Here is an 18408-nt window from a genome sequence, read left to right on the forward strand (position 1 = left end):
GCAGCGGGTGGCCGGCACCTCAACACTGGCCAGCGCTGGGAGCGCTCCCAGAGCCACCGGCACCCCGGTCCGCCTGGCACCGGGAAGTACCCCATCGTCGATCAACGGAGATTTGGCGGTCTACATGCTCCACTCTTCCGGGAACGCTCCCAGACACGCCGCGTGGCAGGCTTCGGCCGTCGTCGGCGCCTGCCTGACGTTGCTGACGACCCTGCTCGTGACCTTCGGCGCGGGCACCGCTTCCGCCCACGGCGCCGTCAGCGACCCGCCCGCCCGCCACTACGGCTGCTACCTGCGCTGGCCCAACGGCCCCTCGCAGCAGATGGCCGCCGAAGACCCCATGTGCTACAAGGCGTGGCAGGCCAACTCGTCCGCGATGTACAACTGGAACGGCCTGCTCCGCGAGGGCGTCGCCGGCAACCACCAGGCCGCCATCCCCGACGGCCAGCTGTGCAGCGGCGGCATGGCCGTCGACGGCCGCTACGCCGCCTTCGACGAGCCCGGCAACTGGAAAGCGGCCGACCGCCCCAGCCGGTTCACGCTCAACCTCAACGACACCTCGTCCCACGGCGCCGACTACATCCGCGTGTACGCCACCAAGCAGGGCTTCGACCCCAAGACCCAGAAGCCCCGGTGGAGCGACCTGGAGCTGGTCGGCCAGACCGGCCGCATCCCGACCGGCACCAGGACGCCGGTCGAGGTCGACGCGCCCGGCCGCTCCGGGCACCACCTGCTGTTCACCGTCTGGCAGGCCAGCCACCTCGACCAGTCCTACTACTTCTGCAGCGACGTCAACTTCACCGACGGCGGCCAGCCGACCACCACGACGACTCCCCCGACGACGACCACGACCACGACCGACGCCCCGTCCCGGAACTGCTCGGCCACCTTCCGCACCACCTCCCAGTGGTCCGGCGGCTTCCAGGCCGAGGTCCGGGTGACCGCCGGGTCGTCCGCCGTCACCGGCTGGGCGGTCAGCTGGACGCTCGCCGGCCAGCAGATCAACTCGATCTGGAGCGCCACCGCGACCACCAGCGGCACGACCGTGACCGCGCGCAACGCCGCCTACAACGGCTCGATCGCCCCGGGAGGCGCCGCCACGTTCGGCTTCGTCGCCTCGGGCACGGCCGGCACGCCGACGCTCACCTGCACCGCGTCCTGACCCCGTCCGCCCGCCGCCCCACGGCGGCGGCGGGCGGGCGCCGCACCGTCCCGACAGGACCGACTTGCGACCCACCGAGCCCGCGCGCGCGGCGGCACGGCGTTCAGCCCGCCAGGTCCTCCAGACCCAGGCGGTCGAGCACGTCGAGCCGCTGCTCGCCCGGCGCGCCGGACCGCGCCACCAGACCTCGCCGCTCCAGCGAGCCGAGCGCCTTCCGCAGCCTCTCGGTCACCAGCGAACCCTTGCCCCTGGCCGCGAACTCGGCCTTCTCCTCGGGCGTCAGGGTCGGCGCGACCTTCTTCTTCCACACCTCCAGCAGGTCGGCCCGCAGGACCGACGCCGCCCCACCGGCCAGGTCCAGGACGATCCCGGCCAGCACGCGCGCGTGGTCGTCCCGCTGGGCCGCGTGCTGCTCGACCAGCTCCGCCACCGACGTGCGGCCGGTCGCGCCGGGCACGTCGAGCGCCACCAGCCGCTCCCACAGCGCCCGGTCCGCCGCCCCGGGCTCGCCCCCGCCACCGAGCACGGCGGCGCGGTGGACGTCGATCGCCGACCCGAGCGCGACCACCAGGCTCATCAGCTCGTCGCGGACGTCGTCGCCGCGCAACCGGCGCACCCGCGCGGCGACCAGCCGGTGCTGCTCCCGCACCAGCGCCTCGAAGTGCGCGGTCCGCTTGGCCCGCTCACCGCCCTCGGCGACGTCGCGGTCGTGGTCGGCGCGGCTGATCTCCCCCTCCGACAGCCGCACCCGCGCCGCGTCGCGCTCGGCCTTGCGGTGCGCGCGGTCCGCCGCGATCCGGTCCAGCATCGCCAGCAGCACGCGGTCGGTCTGCTCCACGTGGGTGTCGGAGGTCAAGAGCTCCCACACCTCGGGGTCGCGGCCGCGCAGCGCGTTGTTGACGAACCGGTCCGCGGCCTGGTCGTCGTCCGGCTCGTAGGGCAGTGCCACAGTCTCAGTCCTTCGTCGTGCGGTCGCGATCGGTCCGGTGGGGGTCCGAGTGGGCCGATCGGCGCATTGTCCCAGCCGCGCGTCCCACGCCTCGCACCAGCCCGAATCCCCGGCCACGGCACTTCGCCCGCGCTGTTGACCGCCGCTCTCGGGCGTCGGCAGACTTGCGCGGTGGGCAACCCATTGCGCTGCACGGTCATCGTCCCGACCTACAACAGGAGACGATTGCTCGAACTGACGCTCGATTCCCTCGTCGCCCAGGACCTGCCCCGGGACCGGTTCGAGGTGCTGGTGGTGGACGACGGTTCCAGCGACGACACGGCGGCGGCGGTGCGGGCGTTCGAGGACCGGCTCGACCTGCGGTACTTCTACCAGCCCGACGAGGGCTACCGGGTCGCCCAGGCCCGCAACGTCGGCATCCGCAACGCCACCGGCGAGGTCTGCGTGTCCGTCGACTCCGGGGTGCTGCTGCACTCCGGGAGCCTGACGGCGCACGTGACCGCGCACGAGTCCACCGAGGAACCGTTGGCGCTCAACGGTTACGTGTACTGCTTCAACCTCGGCAACGAGGACGCCGCGCTGATCCGCGAGGCCGTCGACGTCGAGGACGTCGACTCGACCATCGCCGCCATGGCGCGCACCGGGGCGTGGCCGGACCTGCGGGAGCCCTTCTACACCCGGTACTCCGACGACTTCGGCCACCTGCCCGCGCCGTGGTTGATGTACTGGACCTGCCACGCGTCGGCGCGCACCGAGCAGGTGCGCTCGGTCGGCATGTACGACGAGGCGTTCCGGCAGTGGGGCGGGGAGGACCTGGACCTCGCCTACCGGCTGCACCGCGACGGCGCCCGGTTCGGGGTGCTCCGGGAGGCCGCTTCGATCCACTACCCGCACGAGAAGGTCCTGGGCGACAACACCGCGGCCGCCCACGAGAACTACCGCTACATCGCGGAGAAGTACCGGACCCCGATCACCCGGATGCTGACCGAGGAGCCGCGGGTCCGCTTCGTCGAGTTCAACCGGGTCGTCGAGGAGCGGGGCCTGCCCCGGTGCGCCGATCACCTGGCGCAGGACGGGATCGCCCGCTAGATGGGCGGCGTCGGGATCGGGGCCCGGGTGCGCGCCGGGCGGGAGCAGTTCGCCGCGCGGCGGGACATCGCCCGGCTGCTCCCCCGCGCCGGCGGCGGCCTGGTCGCCGCGCTGGTCGCCGTCAACCTGCTGCTCGGCTGCCTCCCGGTGGTGTTCACCGTCGCGACGGCGGTGGTGCTGGGCCGGGTGCCGGCGGCCGTCGAGGGCGGGGTGGACTCCGGCGCGTGGGACTCGCTGGTCGCGGTGTTCGCCGTCGCGGCGGGCGCGTTCGTCGCCCGGCAGCTGATCTCGCCCGTCGAGCGGGCCATGGGCGAGCTGCTGACGCGCCGGGTCGACGGTCGGGTGCACGACGACCTGATGGCCGCGTCGCTGCGCAGCACCGGCCTCGGGCCGCTGGAGGACCAGCACGCGCTCGACGCGCTCCGGACGGCCGCGCGCGAGGTGGAGTTCGGCGTGCAGAGCCCCGGTCGGGCCGCCGCCGGGCTGCTCGCCCTGATCGCCCGGTACACCGAGCTGACCGGCAGCGCGGTCGCGGTGGGGGTGGCGTTCTCGTGGCCGGCGGCGGTGGCGCTGGTCGTCACCGTGCTGCTGTTCCGCCACGGCCAGCGCGGCGGGTTGCGCCGGTACGCCCGGACCCGGGCCCTGCTCGCCGCCGACCAGCGCGAGATCGACTACCTGCGCGAGTTGGCCGGCGGGGCCGCCGCGGGCAAGGAGATCCGGGTCTTCGGCCTGGCCGGCTGGCTGCGGCAACGCCTGCGGGACACCCACCTCCGGTTCCTCGAACCGCTGTGGGCGGAGCGCCGCGGCATCTACCTGTGGCCGTTCGTCCGGTTCTCGGTGGTGGGCCTCGTGGTGGCGGGCGTGGTCTTCGCGGTGGTCGGCGCGACGGCGCGCGACCTGACGCTCACCGGGTTCGTCCTGGTCATGACGGCATCGCTGGGCCTGCTGCGGCTGGCCGAGCACTACCCGGAGGCGGACCTGCCGACGGCGATCGGCATGCGGGCCCACGACGCGGTGCGGCGGTTCGCCGAGCACGTCGACGCGGCGGACGGGCGACCCGGCCCGGCGTCGCGGTCGACGGCGCCCGAGCCGGTCGGCGTGATCCGGTTCGAGCGGGTCGGCTTCCGCTACCCCGGCCGGTCGCGGGCGGTGTTCGACGGGCTGGACCTGACCATCCCCGTCGGCCGCTGCACCGCCGTCGTCGGCGTGAACGGCGCCGGCAAGACCACCCTGGTCAAGCTGCTCGCCAGGCTCTACGAACCGACATCGGGCGCGATCACGCTGGACGGCGTGGACATCCGCTCGTTCCCGGTCGAGCAGTGGCGCGCCAGGCTGAGCGTGATCTTCCAGGACTTCGTGCGCTACGAGTCGTCCGTCGCGGACAACGTCGGGCTCGGCGCGGTCGGCCACCGGCACGACCGGGCGGGCATCCGCGAGGTCGTGGCGTCGGTCGGGCTGGCGGAGGCGGTGGCCCGGCTGCCCCGCGGGCTGGACACGCCGCTGGCGCGGCACCTCACCGGCGGCGCGGAGCTGTCCGGCGGCCAGTGGCAGCGCGTCGCGCTGGCGAGGGCGTTGTTCGCGCTGCGGCACGGCGCGCCGGTCGTGGTGCTGGACGAGCCGACGGCGAGCCTGGACGTGCGGTCGGAGGCCGGTTTCTTCGAGGAGTTCGCCGGTCTCGCCGAGGGCGCCACCACGCTGCTGATCTCGCACCGGTTCTCGACCGTGCGGCACGCCGACCTCATCGTCGTCCTGGAGGACGGCCGGGTCACCGAGCAGGGCGGCCACGCGGAGCTGCTGGCCCGCGACGGGCGGTACGCGGAGCTGTTCCGGCTGCAGGCGGACCGGTTCGTCGGCACGGCGGGGGGAGCGGCCGGGTGAGGGTCCTCCTGGGCGGCGCGTGGACCATGATCGCCACGGCGTGGCGGCTGGACCCGCGCCGGACGGCGTTGGCGGTGGTCCTGATGACGTGCGGCGCCGTCGCCGCCCCGCTGCTGGCGGCCGCGCTCGGGTGGATGACCCGCGAGGTCGTCTCGGGCGCGCCGGGGCTCGCGGTGCTCGCCGGGGTGACCGTCGCCGTGCTGGCGGTGCTGGTGCTGGCGCTCGGGCACTTCGCCCACCTGGCCTACTACGAGCTGGCCGAGCTGGCGGAACTGGACTTCGACGAGCGCGTGGTCGAGGTGTCGAACGGCTCGGCGGGCATCGAGCACCACGAGCAGGCCGAGGACGCCGACACGTGGACCGTGCTGCGGCAGGAGGGCAGGCGGTTCCGGACCGGGCTGGAGGCGTTGCTCAACGGCGTCGGCCTGGTCCTCGCCGTGGTGCTCACCGCGGTCCTGCTGGCCGCGCAGAACCCGCTGCTGCTGTTGCTCCCGGTCGCCGCCGTGCCGCCGCTGGTGGCCGGCCGCGTGGCCGAGCGGGTGCTCGACCGGGCCAGGACGGCGACCGCCGAGCCGACCAGGGCCGCGCTCAACCTGTTCCACCTCGCCACGTCCGCGCGGGTGGCGGGCGAGCTGCGGGTGTCCGGTGTGCAGGACGAGCTGCGGGCCCGGCACGACCGGCTGTGGACGGCGGCGACGCGGAGGCTGTGGCGCGCGCACCTGACGGCGACGTGGGTCCGCGCGGCGGGTCAGGTCGTCTTCGCGGTCGCCTACATCGCGGGCGTGCTGCTCGTGGTGCGCGACGCGATAGCCGGCCGGCGCGGCGTCGGCGACGTCGTCCTGGTCATCGTGCTCGCCGCCCAGGTCAGCCAGCAGGTGGCCACGGCCGTCGCGCTCCTGGAGGACCTGCAGCGGATGGCCGGCGCGTACCGGCGCCTCACCGAGGTCACCGCAGCGGTCACCGAGGACGCCCCGCTCTCCCCCACCGCCCCGCCACCACCGCGGCTGCACGACGGGATCACGCTGGACGGGGTGGCCTTCACCTACCCGGGCACCGACGTCCCGGTGCTGCACGAGGTCGACCTCCACCTGCCGGCCGGCGCCACCGTCGCGGTCGTCGGCGAGAACGGCGCCGGCAAGTCCACCCTGGTCAAGCTGCTGTGCGGGTTCTACCGGCCGTCGACGGGCCGCGTCCTGGTCGACGGGACGGACCTGCGCGACCTGCCGGTCGAGCAGTGGCGCGCCCGGATCGCCGCCGGTTTCCAGGACTTCGTCCGCTACGAGTTCCCGGCCCGCGAGGTGGTCGGCCTCGGCGACCTGCCCAGGATGACGTCGGAACCGGCCGTCCAGGCGGCGCTGGAGCGGGCCGACGCGACCGGCGTGGTCGCCGACCTGCCCGACGGCCTGGACACCCACCTCGGCAAGAGCTACGCCGACGGCGCGGAGCTGTCCGGCGGCCAGTGGCAGAAGCTGGCCCTGGGCCGGGCGATGATGCGGGAGGAGCCCCTGCTGCTCGTCCTGGACGAGCCGACGTCCGCGCTGGACCCCGAGGCGGAGCACGTGCTGTTCGAGCGCTACGCCGACCACGCGAAACGGGTCGCCGCCCGCACCGGCGGCATCACCGTCTTCGTGTCGCACCGGTTCTCCACGGTCCGGATGGCCGACCTGATCATCGTGGTGCGGGACGGCCGGGTGGTGGAGACCGGCGACCACGCCACCCTCGTCGCCGCTTCGGGCCTGTACGCGGAGCTGTTCGCGTTGCAGGCGAAGGCGTACAGCTGACCGCTCCGTCCTCGCGCCACGACGCCGCCGAGGCGGGCTTGACGCGACCCGGGCGAGCACCCCCTGCGCGCCCCCGGCGCGCTGTTCCACCACCACCGGTGGAGCCCAGGGCAGGCGCCGACCGCATCGTCGTCATGCGGGACGGCGCGATCGAGGGGGTCGGCTCGCCCGAGGAGCTGCTGCGCGGCGTGGGCGCCTGCGCCGAGCTGCACGCGGGCCGGCCGGCGTGAGCGCCCCGGCGGTCGAAGGTCGATTCGAATCGAACGGGGTCGAGCGCTCCCACGTACGTGAAATGATTGACCGCGAAAGAACGGCGCGCTTATCGTGGCGAACGCACTCGCCGCCGCCTGTTCCGAGAACGCACACCCCGAGCACCACCGAGTGAACCGCACAGGCGTTACTCCGACGGCGATGTGAAAGCTCCCCGGGCACCGATGGATCGAATTGCCGCGCGCCCGAACCCCGCCGGTCGGGAACGCCGCGGCACGCGCGTGCCCAAGGAGGTCCTGCAGTGATCACCAAAACCCTGTTGTCGACCCTCGCCGTCGTGGCGGGCCTGGTCGTCGCGGTCCCCGGGTCGGCCGCGGGCGGCCACGACGCGGCGTGGGCGAGTTCGGCGGACGGCTTCGCGGGCGCGGCCGGCACGACCGGCGGCGCGGGCGGCACGACCGTCACCGCCACCAACCAGGCCGACCTGGAGCGCTACGCCAAGGCGAGCGCGCCGCACGTCATCCGCGTCGACCGCGCGATCACCATCACCCCGCTCGGCCGCGAGATCCCCGTCACCTCGAACAAGACCGTGATCGGCGTCGGAACCCGCGGCGAGATCGTCGGCGGCGGCTTCTTCCTGGGCGCGGGCACGTCGAACGTGATCATCCGCAACCTGACCGTCCGGGACACCCGGGTGGCGTCCGACGACCCGGACGACAAGGACTTCGACTACGACGGCATCCAGCTGGACACCGCGAACCGCGTCTGGATCGACCACAACTGGATCCACAGCACCAACAGCCGGAACCCGAGCACCGACAACGTCGCCTACGCGCACCTGTACAACAACTACCTGCAGAACGTGCGCGGTTACGGCAACTATTCACGCGGCAACACGAAGATGGTGCTGGAGAACAGCTACTTCGACGGGGTCAAGGACCCGTACTACAAGGACACCACCGCGCAGCTGCGGCAGAGCGGCAGCGTCGTCGTGAACAGCTCCGGCAAGCAGCAGACCGGCGGCTCGGCGTTCAACCCGGCCGACTTCTACCCCTACGCCCTGGACCGGGCGGCCGACGTGCCGGGCCTGGTCCGCGCCCAGGCCGGGCCGCGGGCCGACATCGGGCTCTGACCGGGGCGGTCAGTCCTCGAACCGGATCTTCGCCCACACCGTCGTGTTGGTCGCCGTCGAGACGACGCCCCACTTGTCGGTCAGCGAGTCGACGATCAGCAGGCCGGAGCCGCGCGCCCACCCGGTGCTGTGCCGGGGCGCGCGGTTGCGGACCCGGACCGTCAGCTCCTCGACCCACTGGTCCAGGACGAGTTCGAGCACGTAGGGCGGCGTCCCGTACTGCCGGGCGTTGTCCAGCAGCTCGCCGACGACCACCCCGACGAGCAGCACGTCGTGGTCGGGCCAGCCCACCATCCGCTCGCCCAACCACTGCTCGACCTCAGCCCTCGGCAGGGACTCGGCGTCCTCCAGGACGAGGACCACCGCGTCATCACCCTCGTTCACCGACGTCCTCCCCCTCGCCCGACCGGCGGCAGTCGGCGAGCACGACACCACTGTGGACGGGAACGGCCCGGATGAACCTTGCGGTCACCTTGCGATCCCGGCCGCGGAGCGCGGCCGGGCGTCGCACGGCCGCTCCTTGACCAGGTCGGCTACTATTGGTCTAGACCTTGTAGCTCCGAGGAGACGAGTGCGATGACCGACGACCAGCCCGGCAGGCACATGGCGGCCGAGATCGACCGGCAGCCCGCGATCTTCGCCGACCTGCACGCCCGACGCGACGCCATCGCCCGGGTCGCCTCGGCGATCGCCGCCCGCCGACCCCGGTTCGTGCTGCTGGCCGCACGCGGCTCCAGCGACCACGCCGCCCTGTACGCCAAGTACCTCACCGAGGTCCTGCTCCAACTGCCCGCCGGGCTGGTCTCACCCTCCACCACCACCCTCTACGGCGCCGAACCCGACCTGCGCGACGTGCTGCTGATCTCGGTGTCGCAATCCGGCGGCTCACCCGACCTGCTGGAGGTCACCGCCTCCGCCCGCGCCCGCGGCGCGCTCACCGTCGCCGTCACCAACACCGCCTCCTCCCCCCTGCACGCCGCCGCCGAACTCTCCGTCGACGTCGGCGCCGGCGTCGAGCACGCCGTCGCCGCCACCAAGACCTACTCCGCCACCCTGCTGGCCCTCTACCTGCTCGTCGACGCCATCCGCGGCGGCGCCGGCCACGCCGCCGCCAACCTCGCCGACCTCGCCCGGACCACCCTGGACACCTCCGCCGACCCGGTCGCCGAAGCCGTCCAGCGCTACCGCTTCGTCGACCGCGTCCTGACCACCGGCCGCGGCTACTCCCTGCCCACCGCCCTGGAATCCGCCCTCAAACTGGCCGAGACCTCCTACCTCGCCGCCCGCGCCTACAGCGGCGCCGACCTGCTGCACGGCCCCGTGGCCGCCGTCGACGGCGACACCGCCGTCCTCGCCGTCACCAGCACCGGCAAAGGCGGCGACGCCCTGCACGACGTCCTCGACATCGTCCACGGACGCGGCGCCGACGTCCTCGCCATCGGCTCCGCCGCCCACAAAGCCCCCGCCGCCCTGCGCATCCCCGTCGCCGAGACCGCCGAGGAAATCGCCCCCATCCTCGAAATCCTGCCCATCCAACGCCTGGCCCACGGCCTCGCCCTCGCCCGCGGCGGCGACCCCGACAACCCCCGCGGCCTCAACAAAGTCACCCGCACCCGCTGATCACCGGCGTTCCCGGCGGATCGCGGTGTCCGCCGGGAACGCGCCGGGTCAGTCCCGGTTCAGTCCCGGTTCAGTCCCGGGTCAGCAGGTAGGCCCGGTCGGGGTCGACGGTCACGGTGACGTTCGTGCCCTCGGCCAGCGCCGTCGACGGGTCCGTGCCGGACTCGGTCACCGTGATCGTGCCGCCGTGCGTCTCCACCTCGTAGTCGGTGGTCGGCCCGCGGAACGTGGCGCGCAGGACGACGCCGATGCCGGTCCCGCCGTCCGTCACCGCGGCCAGCCCCATCGTCTCCGGCCGCACCATCAGGTAGACGCGGTCGGCGCCCGCCGCGACGCCGGGGTGCGCGGCGACGGTCAGCTCCTGGCCGAGCGCGGTGACGGTGGCGCGGGACCCGGCGACGTGCCGCGGCACCGCCTCGATGAAGTTCGCCCGGCCGATGAAGTCCGCGACGAACACGCTGGCCGGCCGGGCGTAGACCTCGCCGGGCGTCGCCACCTGCGCCACCTCGCCCCGGTCCATCACCACGATCCGGTCGGACATGCTCATCGCCTCGTCCTGGTCGTGCGTGACGTAGATGCTGGTGATGCCGAACATCCGCTGGATGCGCCTGATCTCGGCCCGCATCGAGTCGCGCAGCCTGGCGTCCAGGTTGGACAGCGGCTCGTCGAACAGCAGCACCTTCGGCTGCACGACCAGGGCGCGCGCCAGCGCGACGCGCTGCTGCTGGCCGCCGGACAGCTCGTGCGGGCCGCGGTCCTCCAGCCCGACGAGGTTCATGCTGGTGATCGCCACGCTCATGGCGCCGGCGATCTCGTCGCGGGGCAGCCGGCGCAGCCGCAGCCCGTAGGCGATGTTCTCCGCCACGGTCAGGTGCGGGAACAGCGCGTAGCTCTGGAACACCATCGCCATCGGCCGCCGCTGCGGCGGCAGGTCGTCGATGACCCGGCCGTCGAGCAGGACTCGACCGCTGGTGGCGTCCTCGAAGCCCGCCACCATGCGCAGGGTCGTGGTCTTGCCGCAGCCGGACGGTCCCAGCAGGGTGATGAACTCGCCCGGCCGGACGTCCAGCGAGACGCCGTCGACCGCGGTCACCGAGCCGGACCGGCCGGTGAACCGCTTGGTGAGGGCGTCGAGCCGGAGGTGCCCGGTCTCGGCTCCGCGCGGTGGCGTGCCGGGCAGTTCGAGCGCGGTGGTCATGGGGTCGCACGCCTTTCGGACTTGGCGGTGCGCTGCAGCGAGGCGCCCGCGCCGACGAGGACTCGGATGAGGGCGAAGGCGGCCAGCACGATCGCGGTCAGCACGGTGCAGTAGGCGAACGCCACCCCGTACCGACCGCTGCCCGCCGCGCTCAGCACCTGGTTCGTGATGATCTTCGTGCCGGGGGTGGCCAGCAGCACGATGGTCGAGATCGACGTCATGCTCCGGGCGAAGCTGTAGCTGAACCCGGTCAGCAGCGCCGGTCGGATCAGCGGCAGCGTCACCCGGCGGAACGTCTGCAGCGGGCTCGCGCCCAGGTCCATCGACGCCTGCTCGACGTGGGGGTGCAGCTGGGACAGCCCGGCCACCGCCGTGCGCTGCCCCGCCGGGATGCTGCGGACGACGTACGCCAGGACGACGGCCACCGCGCCGCCGGCGAGCGCGCTGCCGCCGACCAGGCTCGGGAACACCGGCACCGGGCCGAGGTAGCGGTCCGGCCGGTAGGCCAGCACGAACCCGATGCCGAGCACGGTGCCCGGCACGGCGACGCCCAGCGTGCCGCCGAGGTCGAGCAGCCAGGCGGTGTGCCGCAGGTGCCGCACCACGAGCCAGGCGACGACCAGCCCCACGGCGCCGGCGATCGGCGTGGCGACGGCGGCGAACGCGAGGGTGTCGAGCACCGCCTCCAGCCCCACCCCGAGCAGCACCTCTTCCAGGTGCGCCGAAGTGAGGGTGTTGTCCACGCCGAACACGCGCGTCACCGACCCGACGAGCATCGTCCCGTACAGGCTGACGATCACGGCGGCAGCGGCCAGCGCCAGGCCGTAGAGCGGCCAGCGGGCCCAGCCCCTGATCAGGTGGACGCTGCCGGACGGCCGGCCGGTGATGGTGACGCGCGTCCGGCGGCTGAGCCACGCCCGCTGGCCGAAGTACACGGCCAGCGACGGGACCAGCAGGATCACGCAGTACACGGCGGCGCTGGTGAGGTCGTACTCGCCGGCGACCGCCAGGTAGGCGCGGCCGGCGAGCACGGTGTAGTCGCCGCCGAGCACCAGCGGGTTGGCCAGGTCGGCGATCGCCTCGACGAACAGCAGCAGGAACGGCGCGACCAGGCCGGGCGCGAGCAGCGGCAGGATCACCGTGCGCAGGACCTTCCAGCGGCTCGCGCCCAGGTTCATCGCGGCCTCCTCCAGCGCCGGGTCCATGCCGCGCAGCATGCCGAGCAACCCGATGTACGCCACCGGGAACAGCGACAGCGACAGCACGAACACCAGGCCGTCGAGGCCGTAGATGTCGTACTCGACGCCGAACAGGCCGTGGCTGATGACGCCGCGCCTGCCGTACAGCACGACCGTGGCGGTGGCGACCGCGAACGGCGGGCTCACGATCGGCACCAGCGCGATGACGTGCAGCACCCGCTTGCCCGGGACGTCCAGTCGCGCTTGGACGAACGCGAACAGGAAGCCGAGCGCGGTGCCGCAGACGCCGACCAGGACGCCGAGCACCAGCGTGTTGCGGAGGGTGCCGAGGCCGACGGAGGAGGTGAAGACCTCCACGTAGCGGGGCAGCGCCTCGGGTGCGAAGGCGGCGGCCAGCACCGCGACGAGCGGGACGACCGCGCCGACCGCCACCACCACCGCGCTGACGACGACCAGCGCCCGGATGCCCGGGTCGAGGCGGCGGCGCGGGCGGGACGCCGCCGGCGCGTCGTCGGACGATCGCGCCCCCGTCACTTCGGCGCCCTGGCGATCTCGACGTCGAACCGCTTGTTCAGCGCGGACTTCGCCTCGCCGGCCGCGACGGGGTCGTAGTCCACCAGCGCGATGCCCGCCAGGTCCGCCACCTTGTCGGGCTTCTCGGCGTCCGGGTGGGTCGGGAACTGGTACGACTTGGCGGTGGGACCGATCTCCTGCGCCTCGGCGGTCAGCGCCCAGTCGACGAACTTCCGCGCGGAGACCGGGTTCCCCGCTCCCCGGACCAGCGCGACACCGCCGGTCTCGTACCCGGTGCCCTCGGCCGGGAAGCTCACCCGCAGGTCCGGGAAGCCCGCCTCCGCGGTGGCGACGCAGTCGTGGGAGAACAGGACGCCGACCGCCACCTCGCCGCGGGCCGTCATCTGCGCGGGCGCCGAACCGGACTTGGTGTACTGCAGGACGTTCGGGTGCAGCCGCCGCATGTAGTCCAGGGCCTCGTCCTGGTCGCCGCCCGCCAGGACGACCTGCGTCCACAGCGCGGTGTACGCGGTGCCCGAGGTGGACGGGTGCGCGATGCCGATGTCCTCGGCCAGCCTCGGGTCGAGCAGGTCGGCCCAGGACCGCGGGGCGGTCAACCCCTTCTCCGCCAGCAGTTCGGCGTTGTGGCAGAACCCGAGCACGCCGACGTAGACGCCGGTCCAGAGGCCGGTCGGGTCCTTGTGCTCGGCCGGGATCGCGCTCGCGTTCGGCGACCGGTAGGGCTCGATCAGCCCGGCGCCGCCCGCGGCGGCGTAACCGTCGGCCGGCCCGCCGTACCAGACGTCGAACTCCGCGTCGTCCTGGCCCGCCTTGATCCGGGCCAGCGCCTCGCCGCTGGACAGCCGCACGAAGTCGGCCTCGACACCGGTGGTCTCGCTGAACCGCGCGGTGGTGGCGGCGCACCACTCCTCGGTCGCGCCGCACACCACGTGCACGACACCGCCGTCCTCGCCACCGCCGCTGTCACCCCGTGCGCAACCGGCGGCCACCACCGCCAGCACGGCTAACGCCCCCAGTGCTCTCTTCCCCGTTCTCACGACTGCCACCTCCGCGTTGAGCGCTCTGCCGAGCGACGTGCGGCCAGGCTAGGGCGGCGGGAACCGCCGTCCGGTGATGGCGAGGTGAGCGTTGGTGACACCCCTGTCACCGGGGAGCCCGGCGCGGTCGGCGCGGTCGGTCACGCGTCGGCCGCCAGATCCGGCATCAGGTAGCCGACACCGCGCAGCGTGCGGATGTAGGCCGTGCCGCCCGGCGCCTCGGCCAGCCGGGACCGCAGCCGGTAGATGGTCGACTTGACGACGTCCCGGCCGCCGAGCAGGTCCGCCGTGCCCCACACCTCGCGCAGCAGGTCCTGCCACGACTGGGGCACGCCGCGCCGGGCCGCCAGGTGGGTGAGCAGCTTGAACTCGGTGAACGGCAGGTCGAGCCGGTGCCCGGCGAGCGTCGCCGTCCGGGTGGCCGGGTCCACGACCAGCTCGCCGACCCTGATCCCGGCGCCCGCGCCGTGCCTGCGGCGCACCAGCGCCTGCGCCCGCAACGCCACCTCGCGGGGGTGGAACGGCTTGGTCACGTAGTCGTCGGCGCCGTGCTCCAGCCCGGTGATGACGTCGTCGTGCTGCGACAGGGCGGTGAGCAGCATGATCGGCACCTCGGACCGCGCCCTGATCCGCCGGCACAGCGCCAGCCCGTCCAGCGCGGGCATCAGCACGTCCAGCACGACCAGGTCGATCGCCCGCGACCGGAGCAGGTTCAACGCCGTCGCGCCGTCGTTCGCGGTCAGCACGGTGAACCCCTGGGTGCGCAGGGCGAACTCGATGATGATCGTCATCTGCGGCTCGTCGTCGACCACCAGCGCCGTCGGCCCGGCCGACCCCGCCTCGACCGGGCCGGTCACGGGTTGCCCGGCAGGGTGAAGAGGAACGTCGTGCCCCTGGTCGAGGCGGTGTGCACCATGATCCTGCCTCCGTGCAGCTCCACGATGGTCTTGGTGATGACGAGACCGAGCCCGGTCCCGTCCGCGAGCGGCCGCCCGGTGGCGAAGCGGTGGAACAGCCTGCCCCGCTCGGGTGGCGTCATCCCGGCGCCGTCGTCGGTGACGTACACGGCGACACCGGTGTCGATCACCATGACCCGCACGTCGACGTGGCCGCCCGTGGTGGTGAACCGGCTCGCGTTCGACAGCAGGTTGGTCATGGCCTGGGTGAGCAGGATCGGGTCCGCCGGGATGAGCGGCGTGGCCTGCGGCACGTCCAGGCTGATCCGCTGCCCGCGCTGCGCGGCCAGGGGCCGCATCGCGGTGACGACGTCGCGGACGACCGTCGAGACGTCCACCCGTTCCGGTCGGGCGGTGAACAGCCCGGCTTCGATCTTCGCCTGCAGCAGCAGGCTCTCGCACAGCGCGATCACCTGCGTCGACTGGTGGTCCACCACCTGGAGGAAGCGCTCCTGCTCGGTGGTCAGCGGACCGGGCGTGCCCTCGCGCAGCAGGTCGACCGCGCCCTTGACCATGCTCAGCGGCGTGCGCAGCTCGTGGCTCAGCGCCGTCACCTGCTCCGCCCGCCGTTCCACCAGCTGCTCCAGCTGGGCCAGCTGCGCGACCCGGGCGCCCGCCGCCCGTCGCATCAGGACGCCGGTCAGCAGGGCGCCGACGGACCCGCCGCCCAGCGCCGCCACCAGCGACCACCAGCCGGCGTCCACCCCGTCCCCCTCCACCGTCGAACCCCGGCGGGCCCGACGTGGGACCCGCCGGGTCCGACGGTGCCAGATCCGGTCGCCGGTGGTGGCCGGAACGGCCGGGCCACCACCCGTCCGGATCAGCTCACCTCCGGCGCTGGTCGGGCCGGCGACCACCGATCGCCCGATCCGGCCGGGAGGAGGCTCAGACGAGGTGCTGGAAGCGGTCCGAGGCGGCGGTGAGGGCGTCCACGCAGGCGCGGATCGCGCCGCGGTCGACGTCCTCGGACCGGACCACGGCGTGGATGGTGCGGTTGAGCGCGGGGCGGGTGGCCAGCACGCGCACGCCGTCGGGCACCGAGTCGCGGCCGAGCCGGGGCACGACCGCCGCGCCCACGTTGCCCGCGACGAGGGCCAGCTGCGTCGGGTAGTTGCCGATGGCGCAGGTGATCCGGGGCTCCACGCCGTGCCGGCGCAGCACGTGCAGCAGCCAGTCGAGGCAGCCGGAGCCCGCGCTCCAGCCGATCCACGGGATGTCGTCCACCTCGGCCAGGTCCACGACCTTGCGGTGCGCCAACCGGTGCGACGCGGGCAGCACCAGGTCGGCCACGTCGTGCAGCAGCGTCGTGCGGGACGTGCCGGGCGGCACGGCCACCGGCCGGTGCTCCCAGCTCTCCAGCACCGCCACGTCGAGGCCGCCCGCCACGATCCGCGGCAGGGTGTCCTCGGCCTCGCCCTCCTCCAGGGTGACCGCCAGGCCGGGGTGCCGGTCGCGCAGCAGCGCCAGCGCCGGCGGCAGCAGGGCGTGCACGGTCGTGGGGATGGCGCCGACGCGCACCGTGCCGGTGACGTCCTCGCGCAGCAGCTCCAGGTCGGCGCGGGCCTGCTCGACCTGGGCGAGGACGAGCGCGGCGTGCCGGGCCAGCACGTGCCCCGCCGTGGTCAGGCGGACGGTGCGGCCGTGCGGCTCCAGCAGGTGCTGCCCGGCCTCCCGCTCCAGCTTCGCGAGCTGCTGGGAGACGCCGGACGGGGTCAGGTGCAGCGCGGTGGCCGCCGCGGCGACCGTCCCGTGCGTCGCCACGGCGTGCAGCGCGCGCAGCCGCTCCAGCCCGAACACGGAAGCAATGCTACCGGGTTCCGTGCAGGAAGAATCGCTGGTCCTTCACGGTCCGATCGCCGAGGCTGAGCGGGTGACCACTACCGCAGCACGCGCCGCCGTGCGCCTGCCGTCGCCGCGGCGGGCCAACCCGGTCCTGCTCGCCGCCGGTGGCAGCCTGTGCATCGCCCTGTCGTCGGTGTTCATCAAGGTGTCCGGGACCAGCGGCAGCACCAGCGCGTTCTGGCGCTGCCTGATGTCACTGCCGGTGCTGCTGGCGCTGGTGTGGTGGGAGCGCAGGCGCGGCACGGCCCGCCGCCGGGTCCTGCTGCCGCTGCTGGCCGGTGTCGGCCTCGGCGTGGACTTCGTGCTGTGGGGCGACGCCATCGGGCTCGTCGGCGCGGGCGTGGCGACGGTGATCCTGTCGGTGCAGGTGGTCATCGTGCCCGCGGTGGCGTTCCTGGTGCACGGCGAGCGGCCGTCCGGGCGGTTCCTGCTGGCGGTGCCCATGCTGCTGGGCGGCATCGTGCTGGCGGGCGGGCTCGCCGGGACGCCCGCGTTCGGCCCGGACCCGGTGCTCGGCGCGGCCCTCGCCCTCGGCGCGGGCGTCGGCTACTCCGCCTACCTGCTGATGATCCGGCACAGCACCGGCCCCGGCGCGCGGGAGCACACGCTGTGCCTGGCGACGGTGTCCGCGGGCGTGGTCGCCGTGACCATCGGCGTGCCCACCGACCGGCTGGACCTCACGCCGGGGTGGCCCGCCCTCGGGTGGCTGCTGGCCCTGGCGCTGGTCGGCCAGGTCGTGGGCTGGATGCTGATCTCCACCGCCCTGCCCCGGCTGCCCAGCTCGACCGGCGCGACGCTGATGCTGCTGCAACCGGTGGCGGCGGTCCTGCTCGGCATCGCGCTGCTCGGCGAGCGGCCCAGCGGGGCGCAGCTGGTGGGCTGCCTCGTGGTGATCGCGTCGGTGGCGTTCGTCGGCACGGCCCGGCGGCGGACCGACGAGCACCGGACCGACCCGGGTCGAGCGACCGGGTCACGCCTCCCGCAGCCCTGACGGGCGGCCGGCTCGATCGTCAGCCACTCGTCAGGTCAACCTCCCGCGCGTCCAGCGGAGGATGGGCGTCGAGCCGAGACGAACGGGAGCAGCCGTGGCAGTCGAGCACCACCAGCGGGACCCCTTTTGCGACGTGGCCGTCGGAACGCTCGCCGCCGAGTTCAGCGGTCGCGTGTCGAGGCGGATCGTCCAGCAGACCGTCGCCGACGCGCGCCTCGACCTGGAGGGCCGCGTCCAACCGGAGGCACTGGCCGAGATGCTGCACCGCCTCGCCCAGCACCGGTTGGACGCCATGATCACCGGGCGCACCTGACGGGCCCCGCGCGGCCGACCGCGGCCCCACCGATCAGCCGTCGTCCAGCAGGACTTCGGCCCAGGCGGTCGTGGTCGTGCCGCGGTCCAGCGCGCCCCACTGCTCGCTCAGCGCCTCCACCAGCAGCAGACCCGCCTTCCGCCGCCACGCCGACGACGCCCGCGGCGCCCGGTTGGTCACGCCGGCGGTCAGCACGTCGTGGTGGCGGTCCAGGACCAGCTCGATGACGTAGGGCGGCGCGCCGTGCCGGCACGCGTTGTCGTACAGCTCGCCGACGACGACACCGACCAGCACCACGTCGGAGCGCGACCGGCCGTCGAGGCAGCGGCGCAGCCAGGCCGCGACCTCGCCGACGGGCGAACCGTCGTCGTGCAGCACCAGCACGACCTCGTCGCCGTCGTCCACAGCGCACCTCCCGCGCGCTCGTCGTGGCGCCGCGCGCATGACCGGGGATCGGGCCGGAACACCTCCCAGCCTCCCACCCCCGGACGCGGCGGAACCTGACGACCTCCTTGCG

18 protein-coding genes are annotated in these 18408 nt (G+C 73.8%); 9 read left to right on the forward strand and 9 right to left on the reverse strand.

The genetic code is table 11. The annotated features are described in order from the left end of the window. Positions 1-124: 124 nt before the first annotated feature. The gene (locus tag AB0F89_RS32435; protein ID WP_367129490.1) at positions 125-1162 is read left to right on the forward strand and encodes a lytic polysaccharide monooxygenase; all 1038 of its coding nucleotides are present in this window, start codon (positions 125-127) and stop codon (positions 1160-1162) included. Positions 1163-1265: 103 nt separating this feature from the next. Here AB0F89_RS32435 and AB0F89_RS32440 read toward each other — a convergent pair whose 3' ends face one another. Beyond that, entirely contained in the window at positions 1266-2111 is an 846-nt protein-coding gene (locus tag AB0F89_RS32440) for a hypothetical protein (RefSeq protein ID WP_367129492.1), read from the reverse strand. Positions 2112-2282: 171 nt separating this feature from the next. On the opposite strand from AB0F89_RS32440, the gene AB0F89_RS32445 reads away from it, so the two are divergent. The 5 genes from AB0F89_RS32445 (at position 2283) to AB0F89_RS32465 (ending at position 8201) form a co-directional block, all read left to right on the forward strand. Then, positions 2283-3200: a glycosyltransferase gene (locus AB0F89_RS32445; protein ID WP_367129493.1), complete on the forward strand. Its 918-nt coding sequence runs from the start codon at positions 2283-2285 to the stop codon at positions 3198-3200. Beyond that, the gene (locus tag AB0F89_RS32450; RefSeq protein ID WP_367129495.1) at positions 3201-5078 is read left to right on the forward strand and encodes an ABC transporter ATP-binding protein; all 1878 of its coding nucleotides are present in this window, start codon (positions 3201-3203) and stop codon (positions 5076-5078) included. After that, complete coding sequence (locus tag AB0F89_RS32455; RefSeq protein WP_367129497.1) at positions 5075-6859, forward strand: ABC transporter ATP-binding protein; 1785 nt, start codon at positions 5075-5077, stop codon at positions 6857-6859. The genes AB0F89_RS32450 and AB0F89_RS32455 overlap by 4 nt, the downstream gene beginning before the upstream one ends. Positions 6860-6957: 98 nt before the next feature. Continuing rightward, complete coding sequence (locus tag AB0F89_RS32460) at positions 6958-7089, forward strand: hypothetical protein (RefSeq protein ID WP_367129499.1); 132 nt, start codon at positions 6958-6960, stop codon at positions 7087-7089. 281 nt (positions 7090-7370) lie between these two features. After that, complete coding sequence (locus tag AB0F89_RS32465; protein ID WP_367129501.1) at positions 7371-8201, forward strand: hypothetical protein; 831 nt, start codon at positions 7371-7373, stop codon at positions 8199-8201. Positions 8202-8210: 9 nt separating this feature from the next. Here the strand turns inward: AB0F89_RS32465 and AB0F89_RS32470 are convergent, their stop codons facing one another. Beyond that, a complete protein-coding gene (locus tag AB0F89_RS32470; protein ID WP_367129503.1) occupies positions 8211-8585 on the reverse strand; it encodes an ATP-binding protein in 375 nt (124 codons plus the stop codon). A 192-nt stretch (positions 8586-8777) separates the two neighbouring features. Here AB0F89_RS32470 and AB0F89_RS32475 point away from each other — a divergent pair, with 192 nt between their 5' ends. Beyond that, positions 8778-9821 (forward strand): SIS domain-containing protein, encoded by a 1044-nt coding sequence (locus AB0F89_RS32475; RefSeq protein WP_367129505.1) that lies wholly within the window; start codon positions 8778-8780, stop codon positions 9819-9821. A 70-nt stretch (positions 9822-9891) separates the two neighbouring features. On the opposite strand, the gene AB0F89_RS32480 is transcribed toward AB0F89_RS32475, so the two are convergent. From AB0F89_RS32480 to AB0F89_RS32505, 6 genes are all read right to left on the reverse strand, one after another. Further along, positions 9892-11019 carry an ABC transporter ATP-binding protein gene (locus tag AB0F89_RS32480; RefSeq protein WP_367129507.1) on the reverse strand — a complete coding sequence of 376 codons (1128 nt, stop codon included), beginning with the start codon at positions 11017-11019 and terminating at the stop codon, positions 9892-9894. After that, positions 11016-12752: an ABC transporter permease gene (locus AB0F89_RS32485; protein WP_367129509.1), complete on the reverse strand. Its 1737-nt coding sequence runs from the start codon at positions 12750-12752 to the stop codon at positions 11016-11018. The genes AB0F89_RS32480 and AB0F89_RS32485 overlap by 4 nt, the downstream gene beginning before the upstream one ends. Next, positions 12749-13789 carry an ABC transporter substrate-binding protein gene (locus AB0F89_RS32490; RefSeq protein WP_367129511.1) on the reverse strand — a complete coding sequence of 347 codons (1041 nt, stop codon included), beginning with the start codon at positions 13787-13789 and terminating at the stop codon, positions 12749-12751. The genes AB0F89_RS32485 and AB0F89_RS32490 overlap by 4 nt, the downstream gene beginning before the upstream one ends. 140 nt (positions 13790-13929) lie before the next feature. Continuing rightward, complete coding sequence (locus AB0F89_RS32495) at positions 13930-14646, reverse strand: response regulator transcription factor (RefSeq protein WP_367129513.1); 717 nt, start codon at positions 14644-14646, stop codon at positions 13930-13932. Then, positions 14643-15464 (reverse strand): sensor histidine kinase, encoded by an 822-nt coding sequence (locus tag AB0F89_RS32500; RefSeq protein WP_367129515.1) that lies wholly within the window; start codon positions 15462-15464, stop codon positions 14643-14645. Before AB0F89_RS32500 ends, AB0F89_RS32495 begins: the two co-directional genes overlap by 4 nt. Before the next feature lie 166 nt (positions 15465-15630). Next, complete coding sequence (locus AB0F89_RS32505) at positions 15631-16542, reverse strand: LysR substrate-binding domain-containing protein (protein ID WP_367129517.1); 912 nt, start codon at positions 16540-16542, stop codon at positions 15631-15633. A gap of 73 nt (positions 16543-16615) precedes the next feature. Between AB0F89_RS32505 and AB0F89_RS32510 the strand changes: the two genes are divergently transcribed. After that, a complete protein-coding gene (locus AB0F89_RS32510; RefSeq protein ID WP_367129519.1) occupies positions 16616-17578 on the forward strand; it encodes a DMT family transporter in 963 nt (320 codons plus the stop codon). Positions 17579-17711: 133 nt separating this feature from the next. Beyond that, the gene (locus AB0F89_RS32515; protein ID WP_367129521.1) at positions 17712-17891 is read left to right on the forward strand and encodes a hypothetical protein; all 180 of its coding nucleotides are present in this window, start codon (positions 17712-17714) and stop codon (positions 17889-17891) included. Between the two features lie 33 nt (positions 17892-17924). Here the strand turns inward: AB0F89_RS32515 and AB0F89_RS32520 are convergent, their stop codons facing one another. Then, positions 17925-18296, reverse strand: a complete 372-nt coding sequence (locus AB0F89_RS32520) for a hypothetical protein (protein WP_367129523.1) — start codon at positions 18294-18296, stop codon at positions 17925-17927. Between the last annotated feature and the right edge of the window lie 112 nt (positions 18297-18408).

It is taken from the genome of Saccharothrix sp. HUAS TT1, from assembly GCF_040744945.1.
Classification (GTDB): domain Bacteria; phylum Actinomycetota; class Actinomycetes; order Mycobacteriales; family Pseudonocardiaceae; genus Actinosynnema.

Coding starts and splice junctions, on each gene's coding strand:
- AB0F89_RS32435 (WP_367129490.1), top strand. CDS start 125: ATGCTCCACTCTTCCGGGAACGCTCCCAGACACGCCGCGTGGCAGGCT.
- AB0F89_RS32450 (WP_367129495.1), top strand. CDS start 3,201: ATGGGCGGCGTCGGGATCGGGGCCCGGGTGCGCGCCGGGCGGGAGCAG.
- AB0F89_RS32475 (WP_367129505.1), top strand. CDS start 8,778: ATGACCGACGACCAGCCCGGCAGGCACATGGCGGCCGAGATCGACCGG.
- AB0F89_RS32480 (WP_367129507.1), bottom strand. CDS start 11,019: ATGACCACCGCGCTCGAACTGCCCGGCACGCCACCGCGCGGAGCCGAG.